The sequence below is a fragment of the Hoyosella sp. YIM 151337 genome (assembly GCF_026041215.1).
GTDB lineage: Bacteria > Actinomycetota > Actinomycetes > Mycobacteriales > Mycobacteriaceae > Hoyosella.
Genome location: NZ_JAPEIQ010000021.1, coordinates 175,251 through 197,280, shown reverse-complemented (window position 1 = coordinate 197,280; position 22,030 = coordinate 175,251). Strand labels below are relative to the sequence as shown.

Sequence of the window (22,030 nt, the reverse complement as noted above, 5' to 3'; positions counted from 1 at the left end):
AATACCGTCACCTCAGTTCTTCAGCAGGCTGGCTTCGTCGACCGAGGCCGAACGGCGGGAACGGTAGATCGCCATGATGATCGCGAGGCCCACCACAACTTCGGCCGCGGCAACGACCATGGTGAAGAACGCGAACACCTGGCCGTCGAGGTTGCCGTGCATGCGCGCAAACGCCACGAAAGCGAGATTGGTGGCGTTCAGCATGAGTTCAATGCACATGAAAACGACGATGGCGTTTCGGCGGAGAAGAAACCCTGCCGCACCGATAGTGAAAAGCAGGGCTGAGAGAAACAGGTAGTTTTCGGGACTCACCGGGCGCTGCCCTCCTCCCGGTCGTCATCAGCAGATTCGATCGCTGGACGCTGAGGGGCGCGCCTGCGCAGAACCTCGCTGACGGACAGTTCAGAGTAGGTGCCATCCGGGAGCCGGGCCGGCTGGTCAACAGCGTTGTGGCGGGCGTACACACCCGGGCTGGGGAGTGGGGTGACGTGGACATCCTCGCCGCGCTGCCAGGCGCGGAAACGCTCCTGCGACATCTGCATCTGCGATCTGCGGTGGGTGAACTTTTCCCGGTGCGCGAGGATCATCGCACCCAGCGTTGCGATAATCAGCAGCACACCCGTCAGTTCGAACGCCCACACGTAGCGAATGAAAATGAGCTCCGCGAGCGCGGGGACGCTGCCGCCCGGGTACGTCTCGCCGTCCTCGCCGAATCCCGCGAAGGCTGGTAGGGCGGTCCTCGCGATCCCGCTGGCGAGCAGCAAACCGAACCCGAGCCCCGCCGCGACCGCCGCTATGCGATGACCGCGCAGCGTCTCCACCAGCGAATCTTTGGACTCGATTCCAATGAGCATCACCACGAACAGAAAAAGCATCATGACCGCGCCGGTGTAAACGACGATCTGCACAACGCCGAGGAACATTGCGCCTTGTGCGATGTAGAAGATTGCCAGAATGATCATTGTGGTGGCGAGGCATACCGCCGAATACACCGCTTTTTTAGAGGCAACCACGCCGAGGGCGCCAATCACGGCGATGGTCGCGAGAATCCAGAACTGCACGGCCTCACCGGTGGATGTCCGGGTGATGGGTTCAGCCAGCTCCAGCAGCATCACCCCTCCTTTCCGGCGATTTCACCCTGCTCAGGTGACGCCTCTGTGACGTCGCCGCGGTAGTAGTCGTCTTCAGTGGTGCCCGGGTACATGTCATGCGGTGGGGGAACCATGCCGGACTTGAGGGGCGCGAGCAGCCGGTCCTTTTCGTAGATGAGACCGGCGCGGTTGTCATCCGCCATCTCGTAGTTGTTCGTCATCGTGAGTGCTCGGGTCGGGCATGCCTCGATACACAGACCACAACCGATGCAGCGCAAATAGTTGATCTGATAGACGCGGCCGTAGCGCTCCCCGGGCGAGTAGCGTTCGGTCTCCGTATTGTCAGCACCCTCGACGTAGATTGCGTCAGCTGGGCACGCCCACGCGCACAGTTCGCACCCGATGCACTTCTCAAGCCCGTCGGGGTGCCGGTTGAGCTGGTGTCGACCGTGGTATCGAGGGTTGGTGGGCACCTTCTCTTCGGGGTACTGCTCCGTGATCGGCTTCTTGAACATTGTCGAGAACGTGACACCGAAACCAGCGAGCGGTTCCAAGAACTTCGGTGTTTTAGCCATGTCGAGCCTCCTCAGCGGGTGCGGCATCCTGGCCGGGCAGTGGGGGCACCGGGAAACCGCCCGCCATCGGATCGAAATGAGCCGGGGGTCCGGTGGTCGGTTGCGGGCGTCGCGCGCGCAGCCACACCGCGATCGCGACGATCGCCGCAAGCAGCACCCCCGCGCAGACCAGGACGATCGTTTGGACGTCGTAACCAGCGTTGTAGAAACCGCGCACCGTGGCGATCACCATCACCCACACCAGTGAGATCGGGATCAGGATCTTCCACCCGAGGTTCATGAACTGGTCGTAACGGAAGCGGGGCAGCGTCGCTCGCAGCCAGATGAATACGAACAGGAACAGCCACACTTTGAGGACGAACCACAGCAGCGGCCACCAGCCGCTGTTGGCGCCCTCCCAGAGATTGAAGGGGAATGGGGCGCGCCAGCCGCCCAAAAACAGTGTGGTTGCCAGCGCCGACACCGTCACCATGTTGATGTATTCAGCAAGCATGAACATCGCGAATCGCAGCGACGAGTACTCCGTGTGGAACCCGCCGACGAGTTCGCCCTCGGCTTCCGGCAAATCAAACGGTGCCCGGTTCGTTTCGCCCACCATCGAGGTGATGTAGATGAGGAAGGACGGCAAAAGCAGGAAGATGTACCAGGTGCCTTCTTGGGCAGTGACGATCCCGGACGTCGCCATCGTGCCCGCGAAGAGGAACACGCCGACGAACGAAAGTGCCATCGCGATCTCGTACGAGATGACCTGTGCAGTGGACCGCAATCCGCCGAGCAGGGGATATGTTGAGCCGGACGACCAGCCGGCGAGCACGATGCCATACACGCCCACCGAGGTGACCGCGAGGATGTAGAGCACCGCTACGGGCAGGTCGGTCAATTGCAATGGAGTCTGGGTACCGAAGATCGATACCTGCGGCCCGAAGGGGATGACCGCGAACGCCAGAATCGCAGGTACTACGGCGATGATGGGGGCTAGCAGGTAGATCGGCTTGTCGACGCCTTTAGGGATGATGCCCTCTTTGAGCGCCAGTTTCACGCCGTCCGCGAGGCTTTGCAAGATACCCCACGGGCCGACACGGTTCGGCCCGACCCGCATCTGCATCCACGCCATGATTTTGCGCTCGAGCAGGATAGCGACTAGCACCGTGACGACGAGGAAGCCGAAGACCCCGACCGCTTTCAGGATCACCAGCCACAACGGATCCTGGCCGAACATGGACAGGTCCGCGTACCCAACGGCGAGAGTGTGGCTACCCATCACGGTGCCTCCGCAGCGATGATCTGCACGATGCTGCCGGCCGGTGCGGCGAGCATCGTGTTGACGGCGGACCCGGGAGAATTCTGCGGCACCCACACCACGCGGTCGGCCATGTCGGTGACGGCGAGGGGGAGGGTGACTTCACCGCGCACGGACCGCACCGTCACCTCGGTGCCATCTTCGGCGCCGATTTCAGCCGCGGTCGCGGCGGACAGCCTGGCTACCGGTCGGCGTGCCGTGCCCGCGAGGTGGGGCTCGCCGTCTTGCAGCCGCCCCGAATCCAGGAGCATCCGCCAGGTGGCGAGAACAGCTTCTCCAGCTGCCGGCTCGGGCTGTGCACCCGTTTCAGCATCGGGGTTCGGGGGGCGTTCCCCCTGCCATGCGCCGAGCCGGACAAGCTCCGCGCGCGCGGCGGCTGCATCCGGAAGCGCTAGCTGCACACCCATCTCGCTGGCGAGCGCGTGCAAGACACGGTGGTCAGCGACCGCGCCGGTGTCGCGCAGCGCCGGCGCGAAACCGCGTTCGCGTCCCTCCCAGTTAAGGAACGTTCCCGCCTTCTCCACGACCGGTGCGATCGGGAAGACAACATCGGCCCGATCGGTGATGACGCTGCGGCGCAGTTCGAGGCTGACGACGAAGCCAGCACCGTCTACCGCGGCGAGCGCCGCTTCGGGGTCGGGCAGGTCTGCAGGCTCGACGCCGCCGATCAGCAATGCGCCCAGGTTGCTCTGTGCTGCATCAGCAAGGATCGTCGAGGTGTCCCGGCCAGGCTGACTGGGCAGCTCCGGCACACCCCAGAAGTCGGCGACTTCGCGACGCGCGGCCGCGTCACTGACGGCGCGGCCGCCCGGCAGGAGCGTGGGGAGCGCACCAACTTCCACCGCGCCGCGTTCACCGGCCCGTCGCGGTATCCATGCGAGACGTGCGCCGGTAGCGGCAGCGAGACGGGTCAAGGCTGTGAACGCACCGGCGGATCCTGCGAGGCGTTCGCCCGCCAAGATCACCGCCCCGGGGCGGCTCAGCTGCTCGCTGATGTCTTCGGGCAGGTGATCAAGCGTATGCGCTTCAGCTCCGGGAACTGAGCTGAGAAGGGTGCCGGACAGTTTCTGCAGACCGCGCGTCGCGAACGGTGCGAGCGAGTACACGCGCACATTCCTTTTCCGCACGCCTTTGCGCAGGCGCAGGAAAACGATGGGTGACTCTTCTTCAGGTTCGAACCCGGCGAGCAGAACGGTCGGTGCGTTTTCGAGGTCCGTATAGGTGGCTGTGCCGCGTCCAGCGACATGCGCGGCCAGGAACTCCTCCTCTTCCGCCGAGTGGACGCGCGCGCGGAAGTCGACGTCATTTGTGTCCAGCACGAGGCGCGCGAACTTCGCGTAGGCGTACGCATCTTCACAGGTAACGCGCCCACCCGTGAGCACGCCGGTGCGACCTCGTGCCGCACCGAGCCCGCGCGCGGCCGCGCCGAGAGCTTCTGACCACGATGCTGGCTCTAGTGAGCCGTTTTCACCGCGCACCAGCGGGGCGGTGATGCGGTCACTCTCGGTGGCATAGGTAAATGCCCACCTGCCTTTGTCGCAGTTCCATTCTTCGTTGACTTCGGGATCGTCCCCAGCGAGGCGGCGTAACACCTTTCCGCGCCGGTGGTCGGTGCGCTGTGCGCACCCGCTGGCGCAGTGTTCGCAGACACCGGGGCTCGATACGAGGTCGAACGGGCGGGCGCGGAAACGGTACGCGGTGCCGGTGAGCGCCCCGACAGGGCAGATCTGCACCGTATTGCCGGAAAAGTACGATTCGAACGGTTCATTCGCGTAGATCCCGACCTGCTGGAGCGCGCCGCGTTCCATCAGTTCGATGAACGGGTCACCCGCAACTTGCTGCGAGAAACGCGTGCAACGGGCACACAGCACGCACCGTTCCCGGTCGAGGAGCACCTGCGCTGAGATGCTGATCGGCTTGGGAAACGTCCGTTTGACGTCCTCAAACCGCGACTCGGCCCGGCCGTTGGACATCGCCTGGTTCTGCAGCGGACATTCCCCGCCTTTGTCGCACACTGGGCAGTCGAGGGGGTGGTTGATGAGCAGCAACTCCATTACGCCCTTCTGTGCCTTATCCGCGACAGTGGACGTGAGCTGGGTCTTGACGACCATGCCTTCCGTGACGGTGATGGTGCAGGAGGCGAGTGGTTTGCGCTGCCCCTCGACTTCAACGATGCACTGCCTGCAGGCGCCGGCGGGGTCGAGCAGTGGGTGGTCACAAAAGCGAGGTATCTGGATGCCGATGAGTTCGGCCGCGCGGATCACCAGCGTCCCCTTGGGGACAGTCACTTCGACGCCGTCGATGGTGAGTGTGACCATCTCGGCCGGTGTTGTCTGACTGGAGTTCGAACTGCTCGTCACAGTCATTGCGCCCCCTCCTGTGCTGGGTGGCCAGTTCCCCCGGGTGTGGATGCCATCAGCGTCGACTGATAGGGGTCGAAGGGGCAGCCGTCCGGGAGGTGCGCCAGGTACTCGTCGCGGAAGAACTTGATCGACGAGATGATGGGGCTGGCCGCTCCGTCACCTAGGGCACAGAACGACTTCCCCAAAATGTTGTCGGACACGTCGAGGAGCTTCTCGAGGTCGTCCTCCGTGCCCAGACCGTTTTCGAGACGCTCCAAGATCTGGACGAGCCAGTAAGTCCCCTCCCGGCACGGAGTGCACTTGCCGCACGACTCGTGTGCGTAGAACTCCGTCCAGCGCAGCACAGCCCGAACGACGCACGTCGTGTCATCAAAAATTTGCAGTGCCTTGGTGCCGAGCATCGAACCGTTCGCAGCACATCCCTCGTAGTCGAGGGGCACATCGAGATGCTCGGCGGTGAAGATAGGGGTAGACGACCCGCCCGGCGTCCAGAACTTCAGTTTGTGTCCCGCCCGAATACCGCCCGCGTAGTCGAGGAGTTCGCGCAACGTAATCCCGAGCGGCGCTTCGTACTGGCCGGGCCGGGTTACGTGGCCAGAGAGTGAGTACAGCGTGAAACCGGGGGATTTCTCACTGCCCATGGAGCGGAACCAGTCGATGCCGTTGAGGATGATCGAGGGCACGCTTGCGATCGATTCCACGTTGTTCACCACCGTCGGACAGGCGTACAGGCCTGCGACGGCCGGGAATGGGGGGCGCAAGCGCGGCTGTCCGCGGCGTCCCTCAAGTGAGTCGAGCAGTGCAGTTTCCTCCCCACAGATGTATGCGCCTGCACCCGCGTGCACGATCAGTTCGAGGTCGTAGCCGGAGCCGAAGACATCCCGGCCGAGATACCCGGCCGTATACGCTTCGGCGACTGCCTGCTGGACCCGGCGCAAAACTGGCACGACCTCGCCGCGGAGGTAGATGAATGCATGGCTGGCACGGATCGCGTACGCCGCGATGATGATGCCCTCGACGAGCACGTGCGGCGTGGCGAGCATCAGGGGGATGTCTTTGCAGGTGCCCGGCTCGGACTCGTCCGCGTTGACGACGAGATAATGCGGCTTGTCATCGCCCTGCGGGATGAAGCCCCACTTCATCCCGGTGGGGAACCCAGCACCACCGCGCCCGCGCAGCCCAGCGTCCTTGACTGTCTGTATCACGACATCTGGATGCATGCGCAACGCGTTGCGGGCCGCCTGGTAGCCGTCATGCTGCAGGTAGGTGTCAAGCGTCCAGGTGTCCGGAGCGTCCCAGTAGCGGCTGAGGTACGGCACAAGGGGCATGTCATGCCTCCTTTTCGCTGGTGGGCTCCGCTGCCGCCGTGGGTGCGGGTGGCGCGTGCATGCCGCGCTCCTGTGCGATGCGGAGGCCGGCCAGCGTTGCATCTCCGGGTTCAGTGGCGATCGCGCCAGGGCGTTCATCCGGGAATCCCGCGAGGATGCGCGCCGTCTCCCTAAATGTGCACAACGGTGCGCCACGGGTGGGAGTCACTTGTTTTCCGGCGCGCAAGTCGTCAACAATCCGGGTAGCGGATTCCGGGGTCTGATTGTCGAAGAACTCCCAGTTCACCATGACCACTGGCGCAAAATCGCACGCTGCGTTGCATTCGATGTGTTCGAGCGTGACTGTGCCGTCCGCTGTGGTTTCGCCATTTCCGATGCCGAGGTGCTTCTTCAGCTCAGCGAAGATCGCGTCACCGCCCATCACCGCGCACAACGTGTTGGTGCACACGCCGACGTGATAGTCGCCTGTGGGGGTACGCCGGTACATCGAATAGAACGTTGCGACAGCGGTGACTTCCGCACCGGTGAGCTGCAACTGGTCCGCGCAGAAGTCAACGCCAGCGGGGGTGATGCAGCCGTCTTCGGCTTGCACGAGGTGCAGCAGCGGGAGCAGTGCTGACCGGGCTTGGGGGTAGCGGGCGATGATGTGGTCCGCATCTTGCGTCAACCGTTCGCGCACCTCGTCTGGGTACGTGGTGCGCACACCTTCGCGGACGATGAGGCCCTTCTCGTCTGGTTTGGGGCCGAGCTGAAGGAAGACGGGCTCAGGTGTTGTCATCGGTCCACTCCCCCCATCACAGGGTCGATGCTTGCGACCGCGGCGATCACGTCAGCGACCATGCCGCCTTCACACATGGCGGCAACCGCCTGCAAGTTCGCGAACGACGGGTCACGGTAGTGCACGCGGTACGGCCGGGTGCCGCCGTCACTGACCATGTGGACGCCGAGTTCGCCGCGCGGTGATTCGACCGGGATGTAGACCTGCCCGGCCGGTACGCGGAATCCTTCGGTGACGAGCTTGAAATGATGGATCAGCGCTTCCATCGAGGTGCCCATGATCTTGCGGATGTGCTCGAGTGAGTTTCCAAGGCCGTCGGGACCGAGCGCGAGCTGCGCCGGCCACGCGATCTTCTTGTCCGCTACCATCACAGGACCCGGTTTCAGCCGATCCAGGCACTGCTCGACAATCTTGAGAGATTCCATCATTTCGCGGACACGAATGAGGTAGCGGCCGTAGCAGTCGCAGCCGGTATCGGTGATCACGTCGAACTCGTAATTTTCGTAACCGCAGTACGGCTGCGCTTTGCGAAGGTCGTGCGGCAGCCCGGTCGATCGCAAAACGGGTCCGGTGATGCCGAGGGCGATGCAGCCCGTGAGGTCGAGGTAACCAATACCTTTGGTGCGTGCCTTCCAGATGGGGTTTTCGTTGAGCAGCAACTCCAGGTCGCGCAGGCGCTTGGGCATCAATTTCAGCAACTCTTGCGCTTTCTTGATGCCCTCCTCCGGGAGGTCCTGAACGAGACCGCCCGGCCGGATGTATCCGTGGTTCATGCGGAGTCCGGTGATCGCTTCGAATACATCGAGAACCATCTCGCGCTCCCGGAATCCGAACAACATTGGGGTGCTGGCACCGAGTTCCAGTGCACCCGTCCCGAGCGCGACAAGGTGGGACGAGATGCGGTTGAGTTCCATCAGCATCACCCGTATGACAGTCGCCCGCTCAGGGATGTCATCGGTGATGTCCAGCAGTTTCTCGACCCCGAGGCAGTATGCCGTCTCGTTGAAGAACGGTGCGAGGTAGTCCATGCGGGTAACGAAAGTTACGCCCTGCGTCCAGTATCTGAACTCCAGGTTTTTCTCGATGCCGGTATGCAGGTAGCCGATCCCGCACCGGGCTTCGGTGACGGTTTCGCCTTCGATTTCGAGAATCAGCCGGAGCACGCCGTGCGTGGACGGATGCTGCGGACCCATGTTGACGACGATCCGCTCGTCTTCGGCTTCCTTCAGGGCCTCGGTGATGCTCTCCCAGTCCTGACCCGAAACCGTGTACACCGATTCTTTGTCAGTGGTGTGATCGCTCATCAGTTGTAGCCTCTCCGCTCGTCGGGCGGCGGTACGACAGCGCCTTTGTACTCGACAGGTACGCCCCCAAGTGGGTAGTCCTTGCGCTGGGGGTGGCCCTCCCAGTCATCAGGCATCTCGATGCGGGTCAGCGATGGATGGCCGTCGAAAATGATGCCGAAGAAGTCATAGGTTTCGCGCTCATGCCAGTCATTCGTCGGGTAGACGCTGTAGAGCGACGGGATATGAGGATCGCTGTCCGGTGCTGCCGCTTCGAGCCGAATGCGGCGGTTCCGGGTGATCGACATCAGCGGGTACACAGCATGCAATTCCCGGTCCACGTCCGCGGGATAGTGCACTCCGCTGACGCCGAGACACAGTTCAAAGCGCAGCAGCGGCTCGTCACGCAGCAAGGACGCTACCGTGACGAGGTGTTCCCGCTGGACGTGAAAAGTGAGTTCACCTCGAAAAACGACAACTCTTTCTATCGCGTCACTGAAACTGACGCCGGTCGCATCGAGTGCGGCCGCGAGCGCATCTGCGACGTCGTCGAAGTAGCCGCCGTAGGGCCGCGGGGTGCTGCCCGGCAAACGCACCTCCCGGACCAGCCCGCCGTAACCGGAGGTGTCACCCGTGCCGCGAATTCCGAACATGCCTTTGCGGACGTCGATGACCTCAGATTTTGGTTGTTGCTCTGGAAGGGTGCCTTCAGGGCCCGCGGTCGCTTCTTCAGGATGTTCCGGCTGGACGCTCTTATCGTTCGAGTCGGTCAACGAAGCAACCCCTTCAGTTCGATGGTGGGCCGGGCCGCGAGCGCTGCCTGCTCGGCCGCACGCACCGCTTCCTCCCGGTTCACGCCGAGGGGCATTTCCTGGATCTTGTCGTGGAGCTTGAGAATCGCGTAAAGCAGCATTTCCGGACGAGGCGGGCACCCTGGAAGGTAAATGTCGACAGGAACGACATGGTCAACGCCCTGTACCACGGCGTAATTGTTGAACATGCCGCCCGATGACGCGCAGACGCCCATGGAAAGAACCCACTTTGGCTCAACCATCTGGTCGTAGATTTGCCGCAGCACGGGGCCCATCTTCTGGCTGACCCGCCCGGCAACGATCATCAGGTCTGCCTGGCGTGGTGAAGCGCGGAACGCTTCCATGCCGAAACGTGAGATGTCGAAACGGCCCCCGCTTGTCGCCATCATTTCGATCGCGCAGCACGCGAGCCCGAACGTCGCGGGCCACAGGGAACCTTTGCGCATGTATCCCGCGAGTTGCTCGACCGTGGTGAGTAGAAACCCGCTTGGTACCTTCTCTTCGAGACCCATCAGTGACCCCCGTGCTAATCCCAGCTGAGTCCGCCGCGCCGCCACTCGTATGCGTACGCAACCGAAACGTTGAATATGAAAAGCGCCATGGCGGCGAGCCCGAAGAGGCCAAGCGCATCGAAGTGGATGGCCCACGGATACAGGAACACGATCTCGATGCCGAAAATGATGAAGAGCATCGCGGTGAGGTAATACTTCACTGGGAAGCGCCCGCCTCCCGACGGCTGCGGGGTGGGTTCGATTCCGCATTCGTACGCGTCGAGTTTCGCGCGGTTGTAGCGCTGGGGTCCAACCGCTGACGCGATGAACACGGAGAACACCGCGAACACGACCGCGATCACCCCAAGAACAAGGATCGGCACGTAGACGTTCATGCGTCTGAGCTCCCCCTCCTCGCTGTCCTCATCAGCCGCCTGTAGGCAGTCTCGTCGTGCAGCCGCTCCGGTGACAGGTGACCGCGTGTGGTGGGCTGGCGATCACTCCATCCCTTGAAGCCGAACGTGTTTCGGCGGACTCGTGTGAGCTGGCTCTCAGCCTACCGGGAGTGTGACGTGGTTCGCGTGATCTTTAGCGAGCCAAGTTATCTTCCCTCCGGCAATCCATCTACACGGGTCAAGTAAAACTAGACAAACGGGACGGTTCTGGTTGTCTTCCGCAGTTAGATTTGAGAAGGACGTGGGCGGGTACAGGCACGAAATGACGACTACGGAGCTCACTGTCCTCGATCCCCGCACCGGTGACGTGGTGACACAGGTGGCCACTGCCGACGCGAATGCGTGTGATGCGGCGGTTGATCGCGCGCATTCCGCATTCGCCCACTGGTCGCGTACCCCTGCTGCTGAGCGTGCTGAATCCATCCGGCAGGCCGCGGCGGCGGTAGAAGCCGTCGCTGGCGAACTAGCTGAAGTCAACGCGTGTGAGACCGGCAAGTCTCGGGAGGATTCGCTGGGGGGGCGTTCACGCCGGCATTGGCACGCTCAGGCAATACGCTGAACTCGGGCCGCTGCACCGCGGACGCAGTCTGCAGGGCGGCTGGTCCGCGATCGACGTGATGGTGCCCCAGCCGCGGGGCGTCGTTGCGGTGCTCACGCCCTGGAATGACCCCATTGCCGTGGCTGCTGGTCTCCTAGGTGCTGCATTGGTCACGGGAAATACCGTTGTCCACAAGCCGAGTGAGCGCTGCCCCCGAACCGGGCGCAGCTTTGCCCAGTTGCTCGCGGAGAACCTGCCCGCTGGCGCGCTCGAAATTCTGGATGGTGACGGCCTGACTGGTGCCCGGCTGGCAGCTGCGCCGCAGATTGATGTAGTGGCGCACGTGGGCAGCAGCGTTACCGGCCGCGCCATCGCAGCGGAGTGTGCGCGTCGAGGTGCGAAGGCGCTCCTAGAAAACGGGGGCAACGATGCGCTGATCGTTGATGGCGATGTAGATCCGGAGTGGGCTGCGGGACAGGCAGCTCTCGGTGCGTACGCGAATGCGGGCCAGATCTGCGTCTCGGTGGAGCGGATCTATGTGGTGGAGTCGGTGGCCAGTGAGTTCACTGATGCGCTGGCCCGTGAAGCGGGCGAGTGGGGCCTCAAGATTGGTCCGCTGGTGGACGAGCGACAGCGTGACCACGTGCACCATCACGTCATGGATGCAGTCGAGGGCGGTGCGAGAATTCTCGCCGGCGGTGAGCCCAAGCCCGGGCCCGGAACCTTCTATCCGCCGACGGTAGTCGCCGACTGCGCGCCACAGATGCTCCTGTTCCGGGAGGAGACGTTCGGTCCGGTCGCGCCTGTTCGCGCCGTGCCGGACTTTTCCACCGCCCTTATTGAGGCCGCGGACGACCGCTATGGGCTTGCTGCCTCGGTACTGACTGCGGACATGGCGCATGCGCAGGAGGCGTGGCACACGCTCCCCGTGGGCACAGTGAAAATCAACGCGGTGTTCGGCGGCGCGCCCGGTGGTGCATCCGAGCCGCGGAAAGCCAGCGGCAGCGGTTACGGATTCGGACCGGAATTACTCGACGAGATGACCGCGATGAAGGTGGTTCATTGGTCACCTCCGGGTCTGTGAGAGCGCGGCGGCGTTGGTGGTCAGCCGCCGCGCGGCTTCCACAGCTGCCGCGCGGCGGGACGCACGCAGCGCAGCCAGGTTTTCGCCTGCTCGTTTTTCCGCGAGCAGCACTGCACTGGCGAGCGTCCGCGGGACATCCGTGAGGATGAGAAGTAAGTCGGATGCGTGCCAAGAGGGGTCGATCACGCCTTCTGCCTGTCCGCGCCGGATTTCGGTGAGCTTGTTTTCCCACGCGTCTCGATAGTGACCGGGGCGGTGCAGGACATCTGGTGACTCAAGCTCGATCCACATTTGCAGTTGCAGGTTGCGCGGGTGGGTGAGGAAGCTGTCGAATAGCCGTCCGGCGTATCCGGGCAAGTCTGCAGCGCTGAGTGCGGCTTCGCCGACGGTTTCCGCGACCCAGCGTGCGGTGACAGCAGCGTAGAGATCATCTTTGCTTTCGAAGTAGGCGTAAAGCCGATCCTTGCTAGCTCGCGCTTGGGCAGCGATGCGATTGATTCGTGCACCCGCGAAGCCGTATTCGGCGAATTCACCGACCGCGGCGGCAAGTATCCGTTCTCGGGTCGCTTCTCCTGCTGCTCGCACACGGTCACTCTACTCTTGCCGAACCGTTTGGTTCGGCGTAGCGTTGCACCCGAATCCGAACCAAAAGGTTCGGGAAGGGAGTATGCGATGAATGTGGCCGCAGCCCGGGGCCGCTTTGACGAGTTGCTCCGCCTAAAGGGCGCCGTCGATCCGGCCGAGCTGGACACCATCTGGACTGCGCTGCCGAGAGTGCGCGCGGAGGAAATCCTGGGTGAATGGAAAGGCAGCGAGTTCGCGACCGGTCACCCACTGTGCGGGCAGCTCAACAAGATCCGCTGGTACGGAAAGTCGTTTCTCTCGCTGCTCGACGCCAAGCCACTCATCTGCCGCCGCGAGGACGGGACGCTCTACTCCAACACGACCACGATGAAGGGCGAGGCCAGCTTGTGGAATGTCGAATTCCGCGGCGAGGTGACCGCCACGATGGTTTATGACTCGATGCCCGTATTCGACCATTTCAAACGGATTGATGAGCACACGCTTTTCGGAATCATGAACGGGAAGAACGTGACTCCCGGCGGCCAGCACTTCTACTTCGCCCTCTCCCGCGTCGGATGAAGACGCTCGCGGCACTGTCGACGGCACCTGACGCGCCGTTCACCCTTACGCCGGTCGAACTCGATGAGATCCGGCCGGACGAATTGCTAGTCCGGATTGTTGCAGCCGGGATCTGTCATACGGATCTCACGTTCAAAGCGAAAGTTCCCGCGCCCGCGGTGTATGGACATGAGGGTGCGGGAATTGTTGAACGCACTGGCGCCAAGGTGTCCCACGTCCGTCCGGGAGATCGGGTTCTCTTGAGCTTCGGCTACTGCGGCTCTTGTCGGCACTGCCGCGCGGCAGTGCCGGGATACTGCTCGAAGATGCAGCAGATCAATGCATCTGGATTCCGGGCGGACGGCAGTCCAACGCTCACCCGCGACGGCTCACCGCTGTACGGCGCGTTCTTTGGCCAGTCCAGCTTCGCGCAGCACGTCATCACCTCACAGAACAACGTGGTTGTCGCAAAAAACGTGCCTGACCTGGCGATCGCAGCTCCCCTGGGGTGCGGCTTCCAGACCGGGGCTGGAGCGGTGCTCAACGTGTTGAAGCTTGCTCCGGACGATTCACTCGTGATCTTCGGTGCCGGGGCAGTGGGGTTGTCTGCACTGTTGGCAGCCAGGATGCGCGGTACTAAGACACTCATCGCGGTCGATCCCGTGCCGTCCCGACGGCAACTCGCGCGTGAGCTCGGGGCGACTGCGGTCTTCGAGCCGGGCCCCCACATCGTAAGCCGCGTCCATGAGGCAACTGCTGGTGGCGCCGGTTGTGCCCTCGACACCACGGGGAAAAGCAGTGTCGTAGCGGACGCCCTTTCCGCTCTTGATTCACGTGGAACGTTGGTGGTCGTCGGGCTTGGTGACACGCACGCATTGATCAACGTCAGCGAGGTCATGCTCGCAGGCAAAACGCTCCGAGGGTGCACGGAAGGTGATGCACTACCGCAGGAATTCGTTCCGCAACTGCTCCGCGAACATGGGCGGGGCCGGTTCCCCATCGACAAGCTAATCGTGAAGTATCCGTTCACTGCGATCAACGAAGCTGTTGCCGACATGCGCGCCGGGCGGGTCATCCAGCCGGTGCTCACCTGGACTTAAACGGACTGTTTTGCGTGTCCCGTTCCCGGATACCCTCGAACGTCGCTAGCCTGAATAGCAGGCAAAGCGGGCGAGAACAAGAGGTGACTCAGATGCGGATCTCGGACTTGCTTCGGAACAAAGGGTCGAACGTCGCGACGGCGGACCCGAAGACGACAGTGTCAGAGCTGATCGGTGCCCTCGCGCAACACAACGTCGGCGCCATGGTCGTCGTTGAGGAGGGGCGCGTCATCGGGATTGTCTCCGAGCGCGACATCGTCAGAAAGCTCCACAAGAACGGAGCGGCGGTGCTGAACGCACCAGTATCTGCGATCATGACGACCGACGTGGTCAGTTGCGTACCCAGCGACCACGTCAACAGCCTCGCGGAAATCATGACGGAGCGCCGCGTGCGGCACATGCCTGTTGTGCTTGAGGGTGAGCTGATCGGCATTGTCAGCATCGGTGACGTGGTGAAGAGCCGAATCAACGAACTCGAAGACGACCGTGAGCAGCTCGAAAGCTACATCTCCGGAGGTCGGTGACGCTCGCGCAGTAGTCGCGTCACCGTCTCGGTCAGTTCCACCGGATCGATCGGGTGCGGGACCGCCGCTTCGGCGCGTGACCATTTTGCGAGCCACTTGTCGTCCCGGCGTCCGGTAATGACAACTACTGGTGGGCAGGGATCAATCTCGTCTTTCAACTGCTTTGCGAGGCCCATTCCACCGTACGGAACCGCCTCGCCGTCAAGGATCATCAGGTCTATGCCGCCCGCATCGAGATTCTTGATGACGACGGGCGCCGTAGCGACGTCGAGGAACTCGAGTTGCGGAAGATCAGGGTGTGGACGCCGTCCGAGCGCCACCTTAACCTGTTCCCGCGTGTTGGCGTCATCGCTGTAAACGAGGACGCGCAGCGCAAGCGCAGATGCCGAGGGGTCTTGTGCAGCGGTGGCGCGGGTCACATCCCCGATGCTACAACGCGATTGACAAATTACCCCAGCCAGTCGAGCACAGCGGCGGCTGTCCAGGACTGCTGCATGCTGCCAAGCGGGGCCCCCGTGAACGGCTGGTAGTACTCGGCGAAGCTGCCGTCACTGGCTTGGCGCAATCCTTCGGCCCGCAGCAGGTATGCGCGCTCAGCCCATCCGCGGCGGCCGAAAGCCCACGAGAAAAGCCACGTCATTACTGGCCACACCGGTCCGCGCCAGTATTCCAGCGGACGGAAGTCACGCGAAACTGGAGACGTCGACGGAGGAACTGCATAACGCAGATCGGGATGACCGCAAAACTTCGGCCCCTCGAATGTCCGCAGAAGCGCGCGTTCCGTCTCGCGGTCAAGACCGCCGCAGATAAGTGGCGCGAACATCGCGAGGGTTTCGGTCTGAATCCACGAATCGTTGCGCAAGTCATAATCGCGCGCGGCTCCGCTACGGGCGTCGGCGGTTTGTGCCACGCCCTTGCGGAACCGCTCCGCCCAATGGTGCAACTCGCGCACATCAGAGTGGGGTTTTGAGTGGTCCTCACCGATGATGGCGAGGACCTCGCATGCCATGGCGAAAATCGCGCTGACGAACACATCTTCGACCGCGAAGCTCATTGATTGGGCGAGTTCGGCATCCTCGTATCGCGCCGCTTTCATTTCCTCCAGGAGCCACAGGTAGCGGTCGTATTCGCGGTTGCTGGGACGATGTGATGCATCGGCCACGTGCACAAGATCTTCCCGGGTGTAGGCAGGTACCACCCCAGCCACTACTCGCGCGTACGTGGAATCCCAGCGCGGCGAGTTATCCATTCCGGATTCCCAGCCGTGGAAGAGCGTGATGCGGCCGTTCCCGCCGGTATCGCGGGCGTTGGCAAGCCAGCGGTGCCACCGCATCAGATCAGGCCAGCGGCGGTCGAGGAACTCTTCGGCGATCGCGCGAGTGGTGCGTCCGTGCCGGCGTGAGTGGTCGAGAATCTTCTGCACCGCGATGGCGTGGACAGGCGGCTGGGTGATTCCGGACGTCTGCATACCCAGTGGTGCATGTGCTGCTAAGTCGCGGCACGCCCACCGCGCCGGGCCCGGGAAATAGCCATCGACCCCATTGGCGAAGACGATGTGCGGGATCATCCCGTTGCGCCACTGCGCGGAGAGCAGCGTGTCGAGTTCTACCACCGCGCGCTCCACGCTGAGCGGTGCGAGGCCAATCGCGACGAACGCGGCGTCCCAGCTCCACATGTGCGGGTAGAGGCGCGGGGCGGCGCTGGTCATTGTGCCCAGGTCGTTGCCGCGCAGCAGATAGGCGGCTCGCGCCGCGAGCTGCGTAGGAGTGAATCCGCGGTCCGGCATTAACCTATTCTGCGGTGTGCTGGCTGCTAGCGCGAATTCAACGAGCCCATTCGAGCAGTTTCTCTCGCGGCCACGTGTTGATGACCTGTTCTGACGTGACGCCTCGCTCGGCGGCACGCTCACATCCGTAACCCAGCCAGTCGAGCTGCCCGGGCGCGTGGGCGTCGGTGTCTATGCTGAACAAGCACCCGATGTCCAGGGCAAGATCAATAAGCCGTCTCGGCGGGTCCCGGCGCTCAGGCCGCGAGTTGATCTCTACTGCCGTCCCATATTCCCGGCACGCCGTGAACACCTTCTCCGCGTCAAACTTCGATTCCGGGCGGGTGCCACGGCCCCCTTCAACGAGGCGGCCAGTGCAGTGACCCAGCACATCGACGTTCGGATTCTGGACCGCACGCACCATGCGTCGTGTCATCGCGCCGCGCTCGGCTCGTAAGTTTGAATGCACGCTCGCAACCACGATATCGAGTTCGGCGAGCAAGTCCTCATCCTGGTCGAGTGCGCCGTCATCAAGGATGTCGACCTCAATGCCGGTGAGAATCCGGAACGGCGCCAGAGTTTCGTTGAGTTCGCGAACTATCGTCAGCTGGGTGCGCAGCCGTTCCGCGGAGAGGCCGTTTGCGATGGTGAGGCGCGGGGAGTGGTCTGTCAATGCGCAGTACTCGTGCCCGAGCAACTTTGCGCGACGCATCATTTCCTCGATCGGGCTGCCGCCGTCAGACCAGTTGGAATGGGTATGCAGGTCGCCTTTCAGGGCAGCACGCAGCTCGTGACCACCCAGCCCGATAGGTTCTGCGGCGTCGCGAAGGTCGCGCAGATAGGCGGGAATGCCGTCGAATGATTCTTTGACTACTTGTGCGGTTTTCGGCCCGACACCAGAAAGCCCGGTCCACGAATCGGCGCGGCGCCGCTTCTCGCGCTCTGCTTCTGGCAGGGCAGCGACCACGTCCGCGGCGCGCCGAAAAGCCCGGACTCGATGGGTTTCAGCGCGTGACCGTTCGAGCCAGAACGCGACCTCACGCAGCGCGTCGACAGGGTCCATGCCCCCATGGTTCCAGCTTTGGCCGGTGCATTGAGGTGAAGTTCTAAATGTCCAGCACGAGGCGGGCAGTTTGTGCGCGTGACACACAAATAAGCATCGAGTCGCTGCGCTCGTCGTCGGTGAGGCGTGTGTCCAGGTGCTCTGGAGTGCCGCTTAACACGCGGACCTTGCAGGAACCGCAAAATCCCTGCTGACATGAGTACGCGACATCAGGCTGGCGCTGCCGGATCACTGCGAGTGCGGAAGCGTCGGCTGGTACGGCCAGCACCTCGCCCGTACTCGCGAGCTGCACCTCGAATGGGCGGCCGTTACGAACCGCCGGGGCGCTGAAACGTTCCGCGTGGAACGACACTGTGGAGTCCACGGTTGCGGCCCGCAGCATGTCGATCATGGGCGGGGGCCCGCACACATAGACGGCGTCGGCCTCAGGAGCCACAGCGAGAAGACCGGCTGCTGATGGGGTGCCGTGCTCCTCGTCGAGCCGAATCATCACCCGGGCCTGGTCCCACGACTCGATTTCGCCGAGGAACGGGATCGTTTGCAACGTCCGTCCGCAGTACACGAACTGCCAGTCGATGCCGAGCCGCTGTGCTGCCCGCACCATCGGCAGAATCGGGGTGATCCCGATACCGCCAGCGACGAAGAGCATTCGATCACGCGGGACGAACGGAAACCCGTTTTTCGGGCCGCGAAGCTCCACGGTGGCCCCGAGCGGCAGCGCATGCATCTCGAGTGAACCGCCACCACCGTCCGGGATCTTCCGGACAGCAATACGGTAGTTGTGGTTATCTTGCGGGTCGCCGCATAGCGAGTACTGACGCCGGCGCCCGGACGGCAGATGCACGTCGAGGTGGCATCCAGGCTGCCACAAGGGGAGGGGGCTGCCGTCGGGGGCAGCGAACGTCAATTGGACGACGTCTTCGTCGTGCGCGACCACGGTACGGCCGATGAGCTGAAGGTGGAGCACATGGTCAAGTGGTGCAGCTTTCCGCTTCGCGCGGTAATCGGATGCCGTGACGCGGCGCAGCCACAGCGTTTCGGCCGCAAATCCGAACGCGGAGAGGACACGGTCAGTTCGCGCTCTCGACAGGGCACGCGGCACCGCGCCCGGCGGGCGGTGCAGCAGTTTCATTGTTCCGCCGCTTTCGCTGCGGGGGACGACGCGAGATAGGCAACAGCCTGTGCGGTATCGCCCACGTTTCCGGGGCTGTATTTCGGTGCGAAGTACTGGGCCATGCGCGTGATCAGGTGTGGCATCGAGGGCAGCACACCGCGCTTGGTTGCCTTGACGAAGTTGCGCCAGAAAATTCTTTTCTCGTTCTCGGGCATAGCCACCAGCTCGGGGTCAGCATTCATGAGAAATCGCGTACCCCGCCAGAAGAGGAAGATCAGGACCGGGCCGGCGATGAGCTGGGCGCGTGCGCGTCGGAAGTAGCTGCTGTCGAAGTAGTGCAGGGTTTCGTGCGCCACCATGCGGTGCTCGACCTCTTCGGCGCCGTGCCATCGCAACAGGTCGAGAATCGTGGGGTGGACACCCGCCCGGTCGAGACCGTCGGCGTTAAGAACCCAATCGCCAAGGAACGCGAAAACATGTTCGAGCGCCGCGATGATGGCGAGTTTCTCGACCAGGTAGTTTCGCTGCCGCAGCCCGCTGACCGGGCGCTCCCCGAGTACGCTCTCGAAAATCCAGTGCGCCTGGTCGAGGAACGGCGCGGTATCGATACCCTTGCGGCGGAGGAGGTGGCGGATCCCGGAGTGCGCGTGTGCGTGCATCGCTTCTTGGCCCATGAAGCCGATGACGTCTTCTCGAAGCTTCTCGTCCTGAATCAGCGGCAGAGCCTCTTTGAAGGTTTCGACGAACCACTCTTCACCTGCGGGAAGGAGAAGATTGAGGACGTTCAGCACGTGTGTCGCGAATGCGTCGTGCGGAACGTAGTGCAGGGGCAGATCGCTCAAGTCGAAGCTGACCTTGCGGGCGTGCAGCGCGACATTGTCGCTGACAGGGACGTCACTGGTAAGCAACTTCATCGTTGCATCGGGTGTAGCCATGACGACGCGTACTCCTCGTTGAGTCGGGCCTATGCTCGACAGAATATTACAACGGTCATTGTCACAATGCACGCCGGGTAATCATTTTGCCGGGCTCGCGCTGCTGGGATCACACAGAAGCACCAAACGACTAGACTCGGAGCGAACCGTTCACGCCAGGCGCCGTGGTGGAATGCGGAACCCTAACGTCGAACAGCGAAGTGAGGTCAGCGAGTGGAGCGGTTCGAGGAGCTTCAAGCGATGTACAGCAGCTTGACCCAGGCGCTGCTCAAACAGGCAGACACAGCGGCCGACGTAGCCGAGCATGTCATTGCCAACGCGAAGCTGCTTATTGACGGCGCAGATTTCGTCAGCGTCACATTGCGTGACAGCGAAGGTAAGTACTACACCCCGGTCGCAACCAGTGATGTCTGTGCCGAACTCGATCACGTTCAGTACTCCACTGGCGAAGGACCGTGCGTCGAATGCGCCCGCGAAAACGGCCCTGGATACATCCACAGCTCGGAAATAGGCGCAGACGCGCGCTGGCCGCGTTTCGGGCCACCCGCTGCGCGGCTTGGTATCGCTGCACTGCTCTCTGTAACGCTTGAGCCGGGCCCCCGCAGCGTGCACCCGCCCGGCGCACTGAACGTCTATTCCACCCGGAGGGCTGGAATTTCCGAAGAGGACATGACCACTGCTCTGGTGCTGTCCTCGTACGCCTCACTTGCGCTCGCACACACTGACGCTGTCACCTACCGTCAGCTCCGGGAACACCATCTCAAGCAAGCAATCGAAAGCCGTGACGTGATCGGGCAAGCGAAAGGCATCCTCATGAGTCGGCAAGGCTGCAGCGCCGATGCAGCGTTCAATGTGCTGAAAGAGACCTCCCAGCACATGAACGTCAAGCTGATCGAGATCGCGCAGACAATCGTCAACCGCCACGGCGAACTCGGACAAGATTGAGTTGAGCTCCGCTGGCTCCTGCTTAACCAGCGGAGCCTGCACGATAGCCATCGGCCCCGCGCGTAATTTCGCATACCCGCTCCGGCGGGGCCTGAAACCAGATCACAGTTCTTTTAGATCTCGATCCATCGCCTGCGCGCCCGTCTGCGTATCGCGCGCTTCAGGGCTCGCGCCCCCTGTCGCCACACTCCAATCCGGGCCACCACAGCACTTTCGCTGGTGGAGTGGCTCCCAGCGCGCAGTTGGTACTGCTGCGCAAGCTCCTCCAGGGCCTGCAAATAAGCCTCTGGATCCCCGCCCAGGTCGGGGTGGTGCTTCCGGGCGACCGCTCGTCGCGCTGCCTTGTACTGTGCATCACTGCGCTGAGCGGATCGCGCCAACTGGAACTCCTCACACCTGTAGCTCAACTGTTAGTCGCAGCGGCGGTACGTGATTGCGCGCTCCAGCCAGTATGAGCTACGGCACGTGTGGCCGCGCCGGTGAATCTCCACAACACAATCGCACACACGACACCGCTGAGGACCTTGGCCGCGGCGATAGCGAGCGCTGCAGTTGTCACGTCAGCCTCGGCCATCAGGTCATTCGGGATCAGCATCACTATGAGCAGGTAGCTGCCCCAGGCGGTTAGCGCACCGGACGCGAGGAACGCACCGAAGATGGGCATCCAGCGACGCACGCTGCGCGGCTTCCCGGTGGCGATCATCAAGACTGAGCACACACCGATCCCGTAAATCGTGATCTCCCCGGCGGGTAGGGCAGCAGCCGCAGCAGTTGCGTTAAGCAGGTCCGTGCTCGCGGCGACGATGAGGGCGGCTAACAGAAGCAACGCCGCCGCGGCTGCGAAGTGCGGACGGCCGACAGTGCTGAGCTGCGCCTGCCACCGCTGTGCATCGGACCAGCGGCTCCGCGCGTACATGATGAACCCGGAGATCAGGCACACCCCGAGCACCGCAAAACCTCCGTAGACCATCGTGAACACCCACGCCTCGATTGGGCCCGGGCCGGGGTCGGACAGCGGTGACCCGGCGAGGGTCATTAGTGCCAGCTGGATCGGGAGTGTGAGCAGAATCTGTCCAAGAAGGCCGGTCGCAACCCACATCGGTGCCACGATCACGAGCGCAGGCACGCGCCGCCCCCACGGCATGACAAACGCCAGGGCCAGCACGATCGCCGCAGCTTCCATAGCTGCGGTGGCCGCGTTGAAACCGGCCATCACCGGGCTGGTGCCGAAGTCAGGGTCGGTCAGACCGGTTCTTCCTCCGAAGATCCAGTGGCCTTTCAGCGCAAGATAAGGGACAGTTGCCGCGAGAGCTGTGAGGGACAGCGCCCAGCGTAGACGGGACGGATTCGTGTAGTCAGACATG

General features: G+C 62.9%; 24 protein-coding genes and 1 pseudogene. 6 read left to right on the top strand and 19 right to left on the bottom strand.

Annotation, left to right across the window (positions count from 1 at the left end):
• Positions 1-12: 12 nt before the first annotated feature.
• The 11 genes and pseudogenes from nuoK to ONR57_RS10410 all read right to left on the bottom strand — a co-directional run bounded on the left by nuoK (position 13) and on the right by ONR57_RS10410 (position 10,416).
• Entirely contained in the window at positions 13-312 is a 300-nt protein-coding gene (gene nuoK / locus ONR57_RS10460) for an NADH-quinone oxidoreductase subunit NuoK (protein WP_013809217.1), read from the bottom strand.
• A complete protein-coding gene (locus ONR57_RS10455; RefSeq protein ID WP_265123271.1) occupies positions 309-1,112 on the bottom strand; it encodes an NADH-quinone oxidoreductase subunit J in 804 nt (267 codons plus the stop codon). The genes nuoK and ONR57_RS10455 overlap by 4 nt, the downstream gene beginning before the upstream one ends.
• Positions 1,112-1,666 (bottom strand): NADH-quinone oxidoreductase subunit NuoI, encoded by a 555-nt coding sequence (gene nuoI, locus ONR57_RS10450; protein WP_265123269.1) that lies wholly within the window; start codon positions 1,664-1,666, stop codon positions 1,112-1,114. The genes ONR57_RS10455 and nuoI overlap by 1 nt, the downstream gene beginning before the upstream one ends.
• Before the next feature lie 28 nt (positions 1,667-1,694).
• Positions 1,695-2,927: pseudogene (gene nuoH, locus ONR57_RS10445) on the bottom strand (NADH-quinone oxidoreductase subunit NuoH); the annotation flags it as partial.
• Positions 2,927-5,332 (bottom strand): NADH-quinone oxidoreductase subunit G, encoded by a 2,406-nt coding sequence (locus ONR57_RS10440; RefSeq protein WP_265123267.1) that lies wholly within the window; start codon positions 5,330-5,332, stop codon positions 2,927-2,929. The pseudogene nuoH and the gene ONR57_RS10440, both read right to left, overlap by 1 nt.
• Entirely contained in the window at positions 5,329-6,657 is a 1,329-nt protein-coding gene (gene nuoF / locus ONR57_RS10435) for an NADH-quinone oxidoreductase subunit NuoF (protein ID WP_265123265.1), read from the bottom strand. The genes ONR57_RS10440 and nuoF overlap by 4 nt, the downstream gene beginning before the upstream one ends.
• Before the next feature lies 1 nt (position 6,658).
• Positions 6,659-7,435, bottom strand: a complete 777-nt coding sequence (gene nuoE / locus ONR57_RS10430; RefSeq protein WP_265123263.1) for an NADH-quinone oxidoreductase subunit NuoE — start codon at positions 7,433-7,435, stop codon at positions 6,659-6,661.
• Entirely contained in the window at positions 7,432-8,739 is a 1,308-nt protein-coding gene (gene nuoD / locus ONR57_RS10425) for an NADH dehydrogenase (quinone) subunit D (RefSeq protein WP_265123261.1), read from the bottom strand. The genes nuoE and nuoD overlap by 4 nt, the downstream gene beginning before the upstream one ends.
• Complete coding sequence (locus tag ONR57_RS10420; protein ID WP_265123259.1) at positions 8,739-9,491, bottom strand: NADH-quinone oxidoreductase subunit C; 753 nt, start codon at positions 9,489-9,491, stop codon at positions 8,739-8,741. Before ONR57_RS10420 ends, nuoD begins: the two co-directional genes overlap by 1 nt.
• On the bottom strand, positions 9,488-10,042 hold the full coding sequence (locus ONR57_RS10415) for an NADH-quinone oxidoreductase subunit B family protein (protein WP_265123257.1): 555 nt from the start codon (positions 10,040-10,042) through the stop codon (positions 9,488-9,490). Before ONR57_RS10415 ends, ONR57_RS10420 begins: the two co-directional genes overlap by 4 nt.
• Positions 10,043-10,056: 14 nt before the next feature.
• The gene (locus tag ONR57_RS10410) at positions 10,057-10,416 is read right to left on the bottom strand and encodes an NADH-quinone oxidoreductase subunit A (protein ID WP_265123256.1); all 360 of its coding nucleotides are present in this window, start codon (positions 10,414-10,416) and stop codon (positions 10,057-10,059) included.
• A 322-nt stretch (positions 10,417-10,738) separates the two neighbouring features.
• Here ONR57_RS10410 and ONR57_RS10405 point away from each other — a divergent pair, with 322 nt between their 5' ends.
• Positions 10,739-11,035: an aldehyde dehydrogenase family protein gene (locus ONR57_RS10405; RefSeq protein WP_265123255.1), complete on the top strand. Its 297-nt coding sequence runs from the start codon at positions 10,739-10,741 to the stop codon at positions 11,033-11,035.
• Positions 10,959-12,098, top strand: a complete 1,140-nt coding sequence (locus tag ONR57_RS10400; protein ID WP_265123254.1) for an aldehyde dehydrogenase — start codon at positions 10,959-10,961, stop codon at positions 12,096-12,098. The genes ONR57_RS10405 and ONR57_RS10400 overlap by 77 nt, the downstream gene beginning before the upstream one ends.
• Here ONR57_RS10400 and ONR57_RS10395 read toward each other — a convergent pair.
• Positions 12,081-12,683 (bottom strand): TetR family transcriptional regulator, encoded by a 603-nt coding sequence (locus tag ONR57_RS10395; protein WP_265123252.1) that lies wholly within the window; start codon positions 12,681-12,683, stop codon positions 12,081-12,083. The two genes, ONR57_RS10400 and ONR57_RS10395, sit on opposite strands and share 18 nt — an antisense overlap.
• Positions 12,684-12,770: 87 nt before the next feature.
• Between ONR57_RS10395 and ONR57_RS10390 the strand changes: the two genes are divergently transcribed.
• From ONR57_RS10390 to ONR57_RS10380, 3 genes are all read left to right on the top strand, one after another.
• Positions 12,771-13,241 carry a DUF4334 domain-containing protein gene (locus tag ONR57_RS10390; RefSeq protein ID WP_265123251.1) on the top strand — a complete coding sequence of 157 codons (471 nt, stop codon included), beginning with the start codon at positions 12,771-12,773 and terminating at the stop codon, positions 13,239-13,241.
• Positions 13,238-14,320, top strand: coding sequence for an NAD(P)-dependent alcohol dehydrogenase (locus ONR57_RS10385; RefSeq protein WP_265123250.1), 1,083 nt, complete (start codon positions 13,238-13,240; stop codon positions 14,318-14,320). The genes ONR57_RS10390 and ONR57_RS10385 overlap by 4 nt, the downstream gene beginning before the upstream one ends.
• Positions 14,321-14,412: 92 nt before the next feature.
• The gene (locus ONR57_RS10380; RefSeq protein ID WP_265123249.1) at positions 14,413-14,844 is read left to right on the top strand and encodes a CBS domain-containing protein; all 432 of its coding nucleotides are present in this window, start codon (positions 14,413-14,415) and stop codon (positions 14,842-14,844) included.
• On the opposite strand, the gene ONR57_RS10375 is transcribed toward ONR57_RS10380, so the two are convergent.
• From ONR57_RS10375 to ONR57_RS10355, 5 genes are read right to left on the bottom strand one after another with little or no spacing between them, the layout of a single operon-like run.
• A complete protein-coding gene (locus ONR57_RS10375) occupies positions 14,823-15,263 on the bottom strand; it encodes a hypothetical protein (protein WP_265123247.1) in 441 nt (146 codons plus the stop codon). The genes ONR57_RS10380 and ONR57_RS10375 overlap by 22 nt on opposite strands.
• 29 nt (positions 15,264-15,292) lie before the next feature.
• Positions 15,293-16,630, bottom strand: a complete 1,338-nt coding sequence (locus tag ONR57_RS10370) for an amylo-alpha-1,6-glucosidase (RefSeq protein WP_265123246.1) — start codon at positions 16,628-16,630, stop codon at positions 15,293-15,295.
• 37 nt (positions 16,631-16,667) lie between these two features.
• On the bottom strand, positions 16,668-17,672 hold the full coding sequence (locus tag ONR57_RS10365) for a PHP domain-containing protein (RefSeq protein ID WP_265123245.1): 1,005 nt from the start codon (positions 17,670-17,672) through the stop codon (positions 16,668-16,670).
• Between the two features lie 43 nt (positions 17,673-17,715).
• Entirely contained in the window at positions 17,716-18,804 is a 1,089-nt protein-coding gene (locus tag ONR57_RS10360) for a PDR/VanB family oxidoreductase (RefSeq protein WP_265123243.1), read from the bottom strand.
• On the bottom strand, positions 18,801-19,721 hold the full coding sequence (locus ONR57_RS10355) for a metal-dependent hydrolase (protein WP_265123242.1): 921 nt from the start codon (positions 19,719-19,721) through the stop codon (positions 18,801-18,803). The genes ONR57_RS10360 and ONR57_RS10355 overlap by 4 nt, the downstream gene beginning before the upstream one ends.
• Positions 19,722-19,961: 240 nt before the next feature.
• Here ONR57_RS10355 and ONR57_RS10350 point away from each other — a divergent pair, with 240 nt between their 5' ends.
• A complete protein-coding gene (locus ONR57_RS10350) occupies positions 19,962-20,666 on the top strand; it encodes a GAF and ANTAR domain-containing protein (RefSeq protein WP_265123241.1) in 705 nt (234 codons plus the stop codon).
• A 113-nt stretch (positions 20,667-20,779) separates the two neighbouring features.
• On the opposite strand, the gene ONR57_RS10345 is transcribed toward ONR57_RS10350, so the two are convergent.
• Both ONR57_RS10345 and ONR57_RS10340 read right to left on the bottom strand, forming a co-directional pair.
• Positions 20,780-21,046, bottom strand: a complete 267-nt coding sequence (locus ONR57_RS10345) for a hypothetical protein (RefSeq protein ID WP_265123240.1) — start codon at positions 21,044-21,046, stop codon at positions 20,780-20,782.
• A gap of 23 nt (positions 21,047-21,069) precedes the next feature.
• Complete coding sequence (locus ONR57_RS10340) at positions 21,070-22,029, bottom strand: hypothetical protein (protein WP_265123239.1); 960 nt, start codon at positions 22,027-22,029, stop codon at positions 21,070-21,072.
• Position 22,030: the final 1 nt, after the last annotated feature.

Excerpts from the sequence above, each read along its gene's own strand:
- ONR57_RS10360 (WP_265123243.1), bottom strand. The coding sequence starts at position 18,804 with ATGAAACTGCTGCACCGCCCGCCGGGCGCGGTGCCGCGTGCCCTGTCG.
- ONR57_RS10385 (WP_265123250.1), top strand. The coding sequence starts at position 13,238 with ATGAAGACGCTCGCGGCACTGTCGACGGCACCTGACGCGCCGTTCACC.
- ONR57_RS10405 (WP_265123255.1), top strand. The coding sequence starts at position 10,739 with ATGACGACTACGGAGCTCACTGTCCTCGATCCCCGCACCGGTGACGTG.
- ONR57_RS10350 (WP_265123241.1), top strand. The coding sequence starts at position 19,962 with ATGTACAGCAGCTTGACCCAGGCGCTGCTCAAACAGGCAGACACAGCG.
- ONR57_RS10355 (WP_265123242.1), bottom strand. The coding sequence starts at position 19,721 with ATGGCTACACCCGATGCAACGATGAAGTTGCTTACCAGTGACGTCCCT.
- nuoD (WP_265123261.1), bottom strand. The coding sequence starts at position 8,739 with ATGAGCGATCACACCACTGACAAAGAATCGGTGTACACGGTTTCGGGT.
- nuoF (WP_265123265.1), bottom strand. The coding sequence starts at position 6,657 with ATGCCCCTTGTGCCGTACCTCAGCCGCTACTGGGACGCTCCGGACACC.
- ONR57_RS10370 (WP_265123246.1), bottom strand. The coding sequence starts at position 16,630 with ATGCCGGACCGCGGATTCACTCCTACGCAGCTCGCGGCGCGAGCCGCC.
- ONR57_RS10365 (WP_265123245.1), bottom strand. The coding sequence starts at position 17,672 with ATGGACCCTGTCGACGCGCTGCGTGAGGTCGCGTTCTGGCTCGAACGG.
- ONR57_RS10390 (WP_265123251.1), top strand. The coding sequence starts at position 12,771 with ATGAATGTGGCCGCAGCCCGGGGCCGCTTTGACGAGTTGCTCCGCCTA.
- ONR57_RS10380 (WP_265123249.1), top strand. The coding sequence starts at position 14,413 with ATGCGGATCTCGGACTTGCTTCGGAACAAAGGGTCGAACGTCGCGACG.
- ONR57_RS10440 (WP_265123267.1), bottom strand. The coding sequence starts at position 5,332 with ATGACTGTGACGAGCAGTTCGAACTCCAGTCAGACAACACCGGCCGAG.
- nuoI (WP_265123269.1), bottom strand. The coding sequence starts at position 1,666 with ATGGCTAAAACACCGAAGTTCTTGGAACCGCTCGCTGGTTTCGGTGTC.
- ONR57_RS10415 (WP_265123257.1), bottom strand. The coding sequence starts at position 10,042 with ATGGGTCTCGAAGAGAAGGTACCAAGCGGGTTTCTACTCACCACGGTC.
- ONR57_RS10340 (WP_265123239.1), bottom strand. The coding sequence starts at position 22,029 with ATGTCTGACTACACGAATCCGTCCCGTCTACGCTGGGCGCTGTCCCTC.
- ONR57_RS10455 (WP_265123271.1), bottom strand. The coding sequence starts at position 1,112 with ATGCTGCTGGAGCTGGCTGAACCCATCACCCGGACATCCACCGGTGAG.
- nuoE (WP_265123263.1), bottom strand. The coding sequence starts at position 7,435 with ATGACAACACCTGAGCCCGTCTTCCTTCAGCTCGGCCCCAAACCAGAC.
- ONR57_RS10410 (WP_265123256.1), bottom strand. The coding sequence starts at position 10,416 with ATGAACGTCTACGTGCCGATCCTTGTTCTTGGGGTGATCGCGGTCGTG.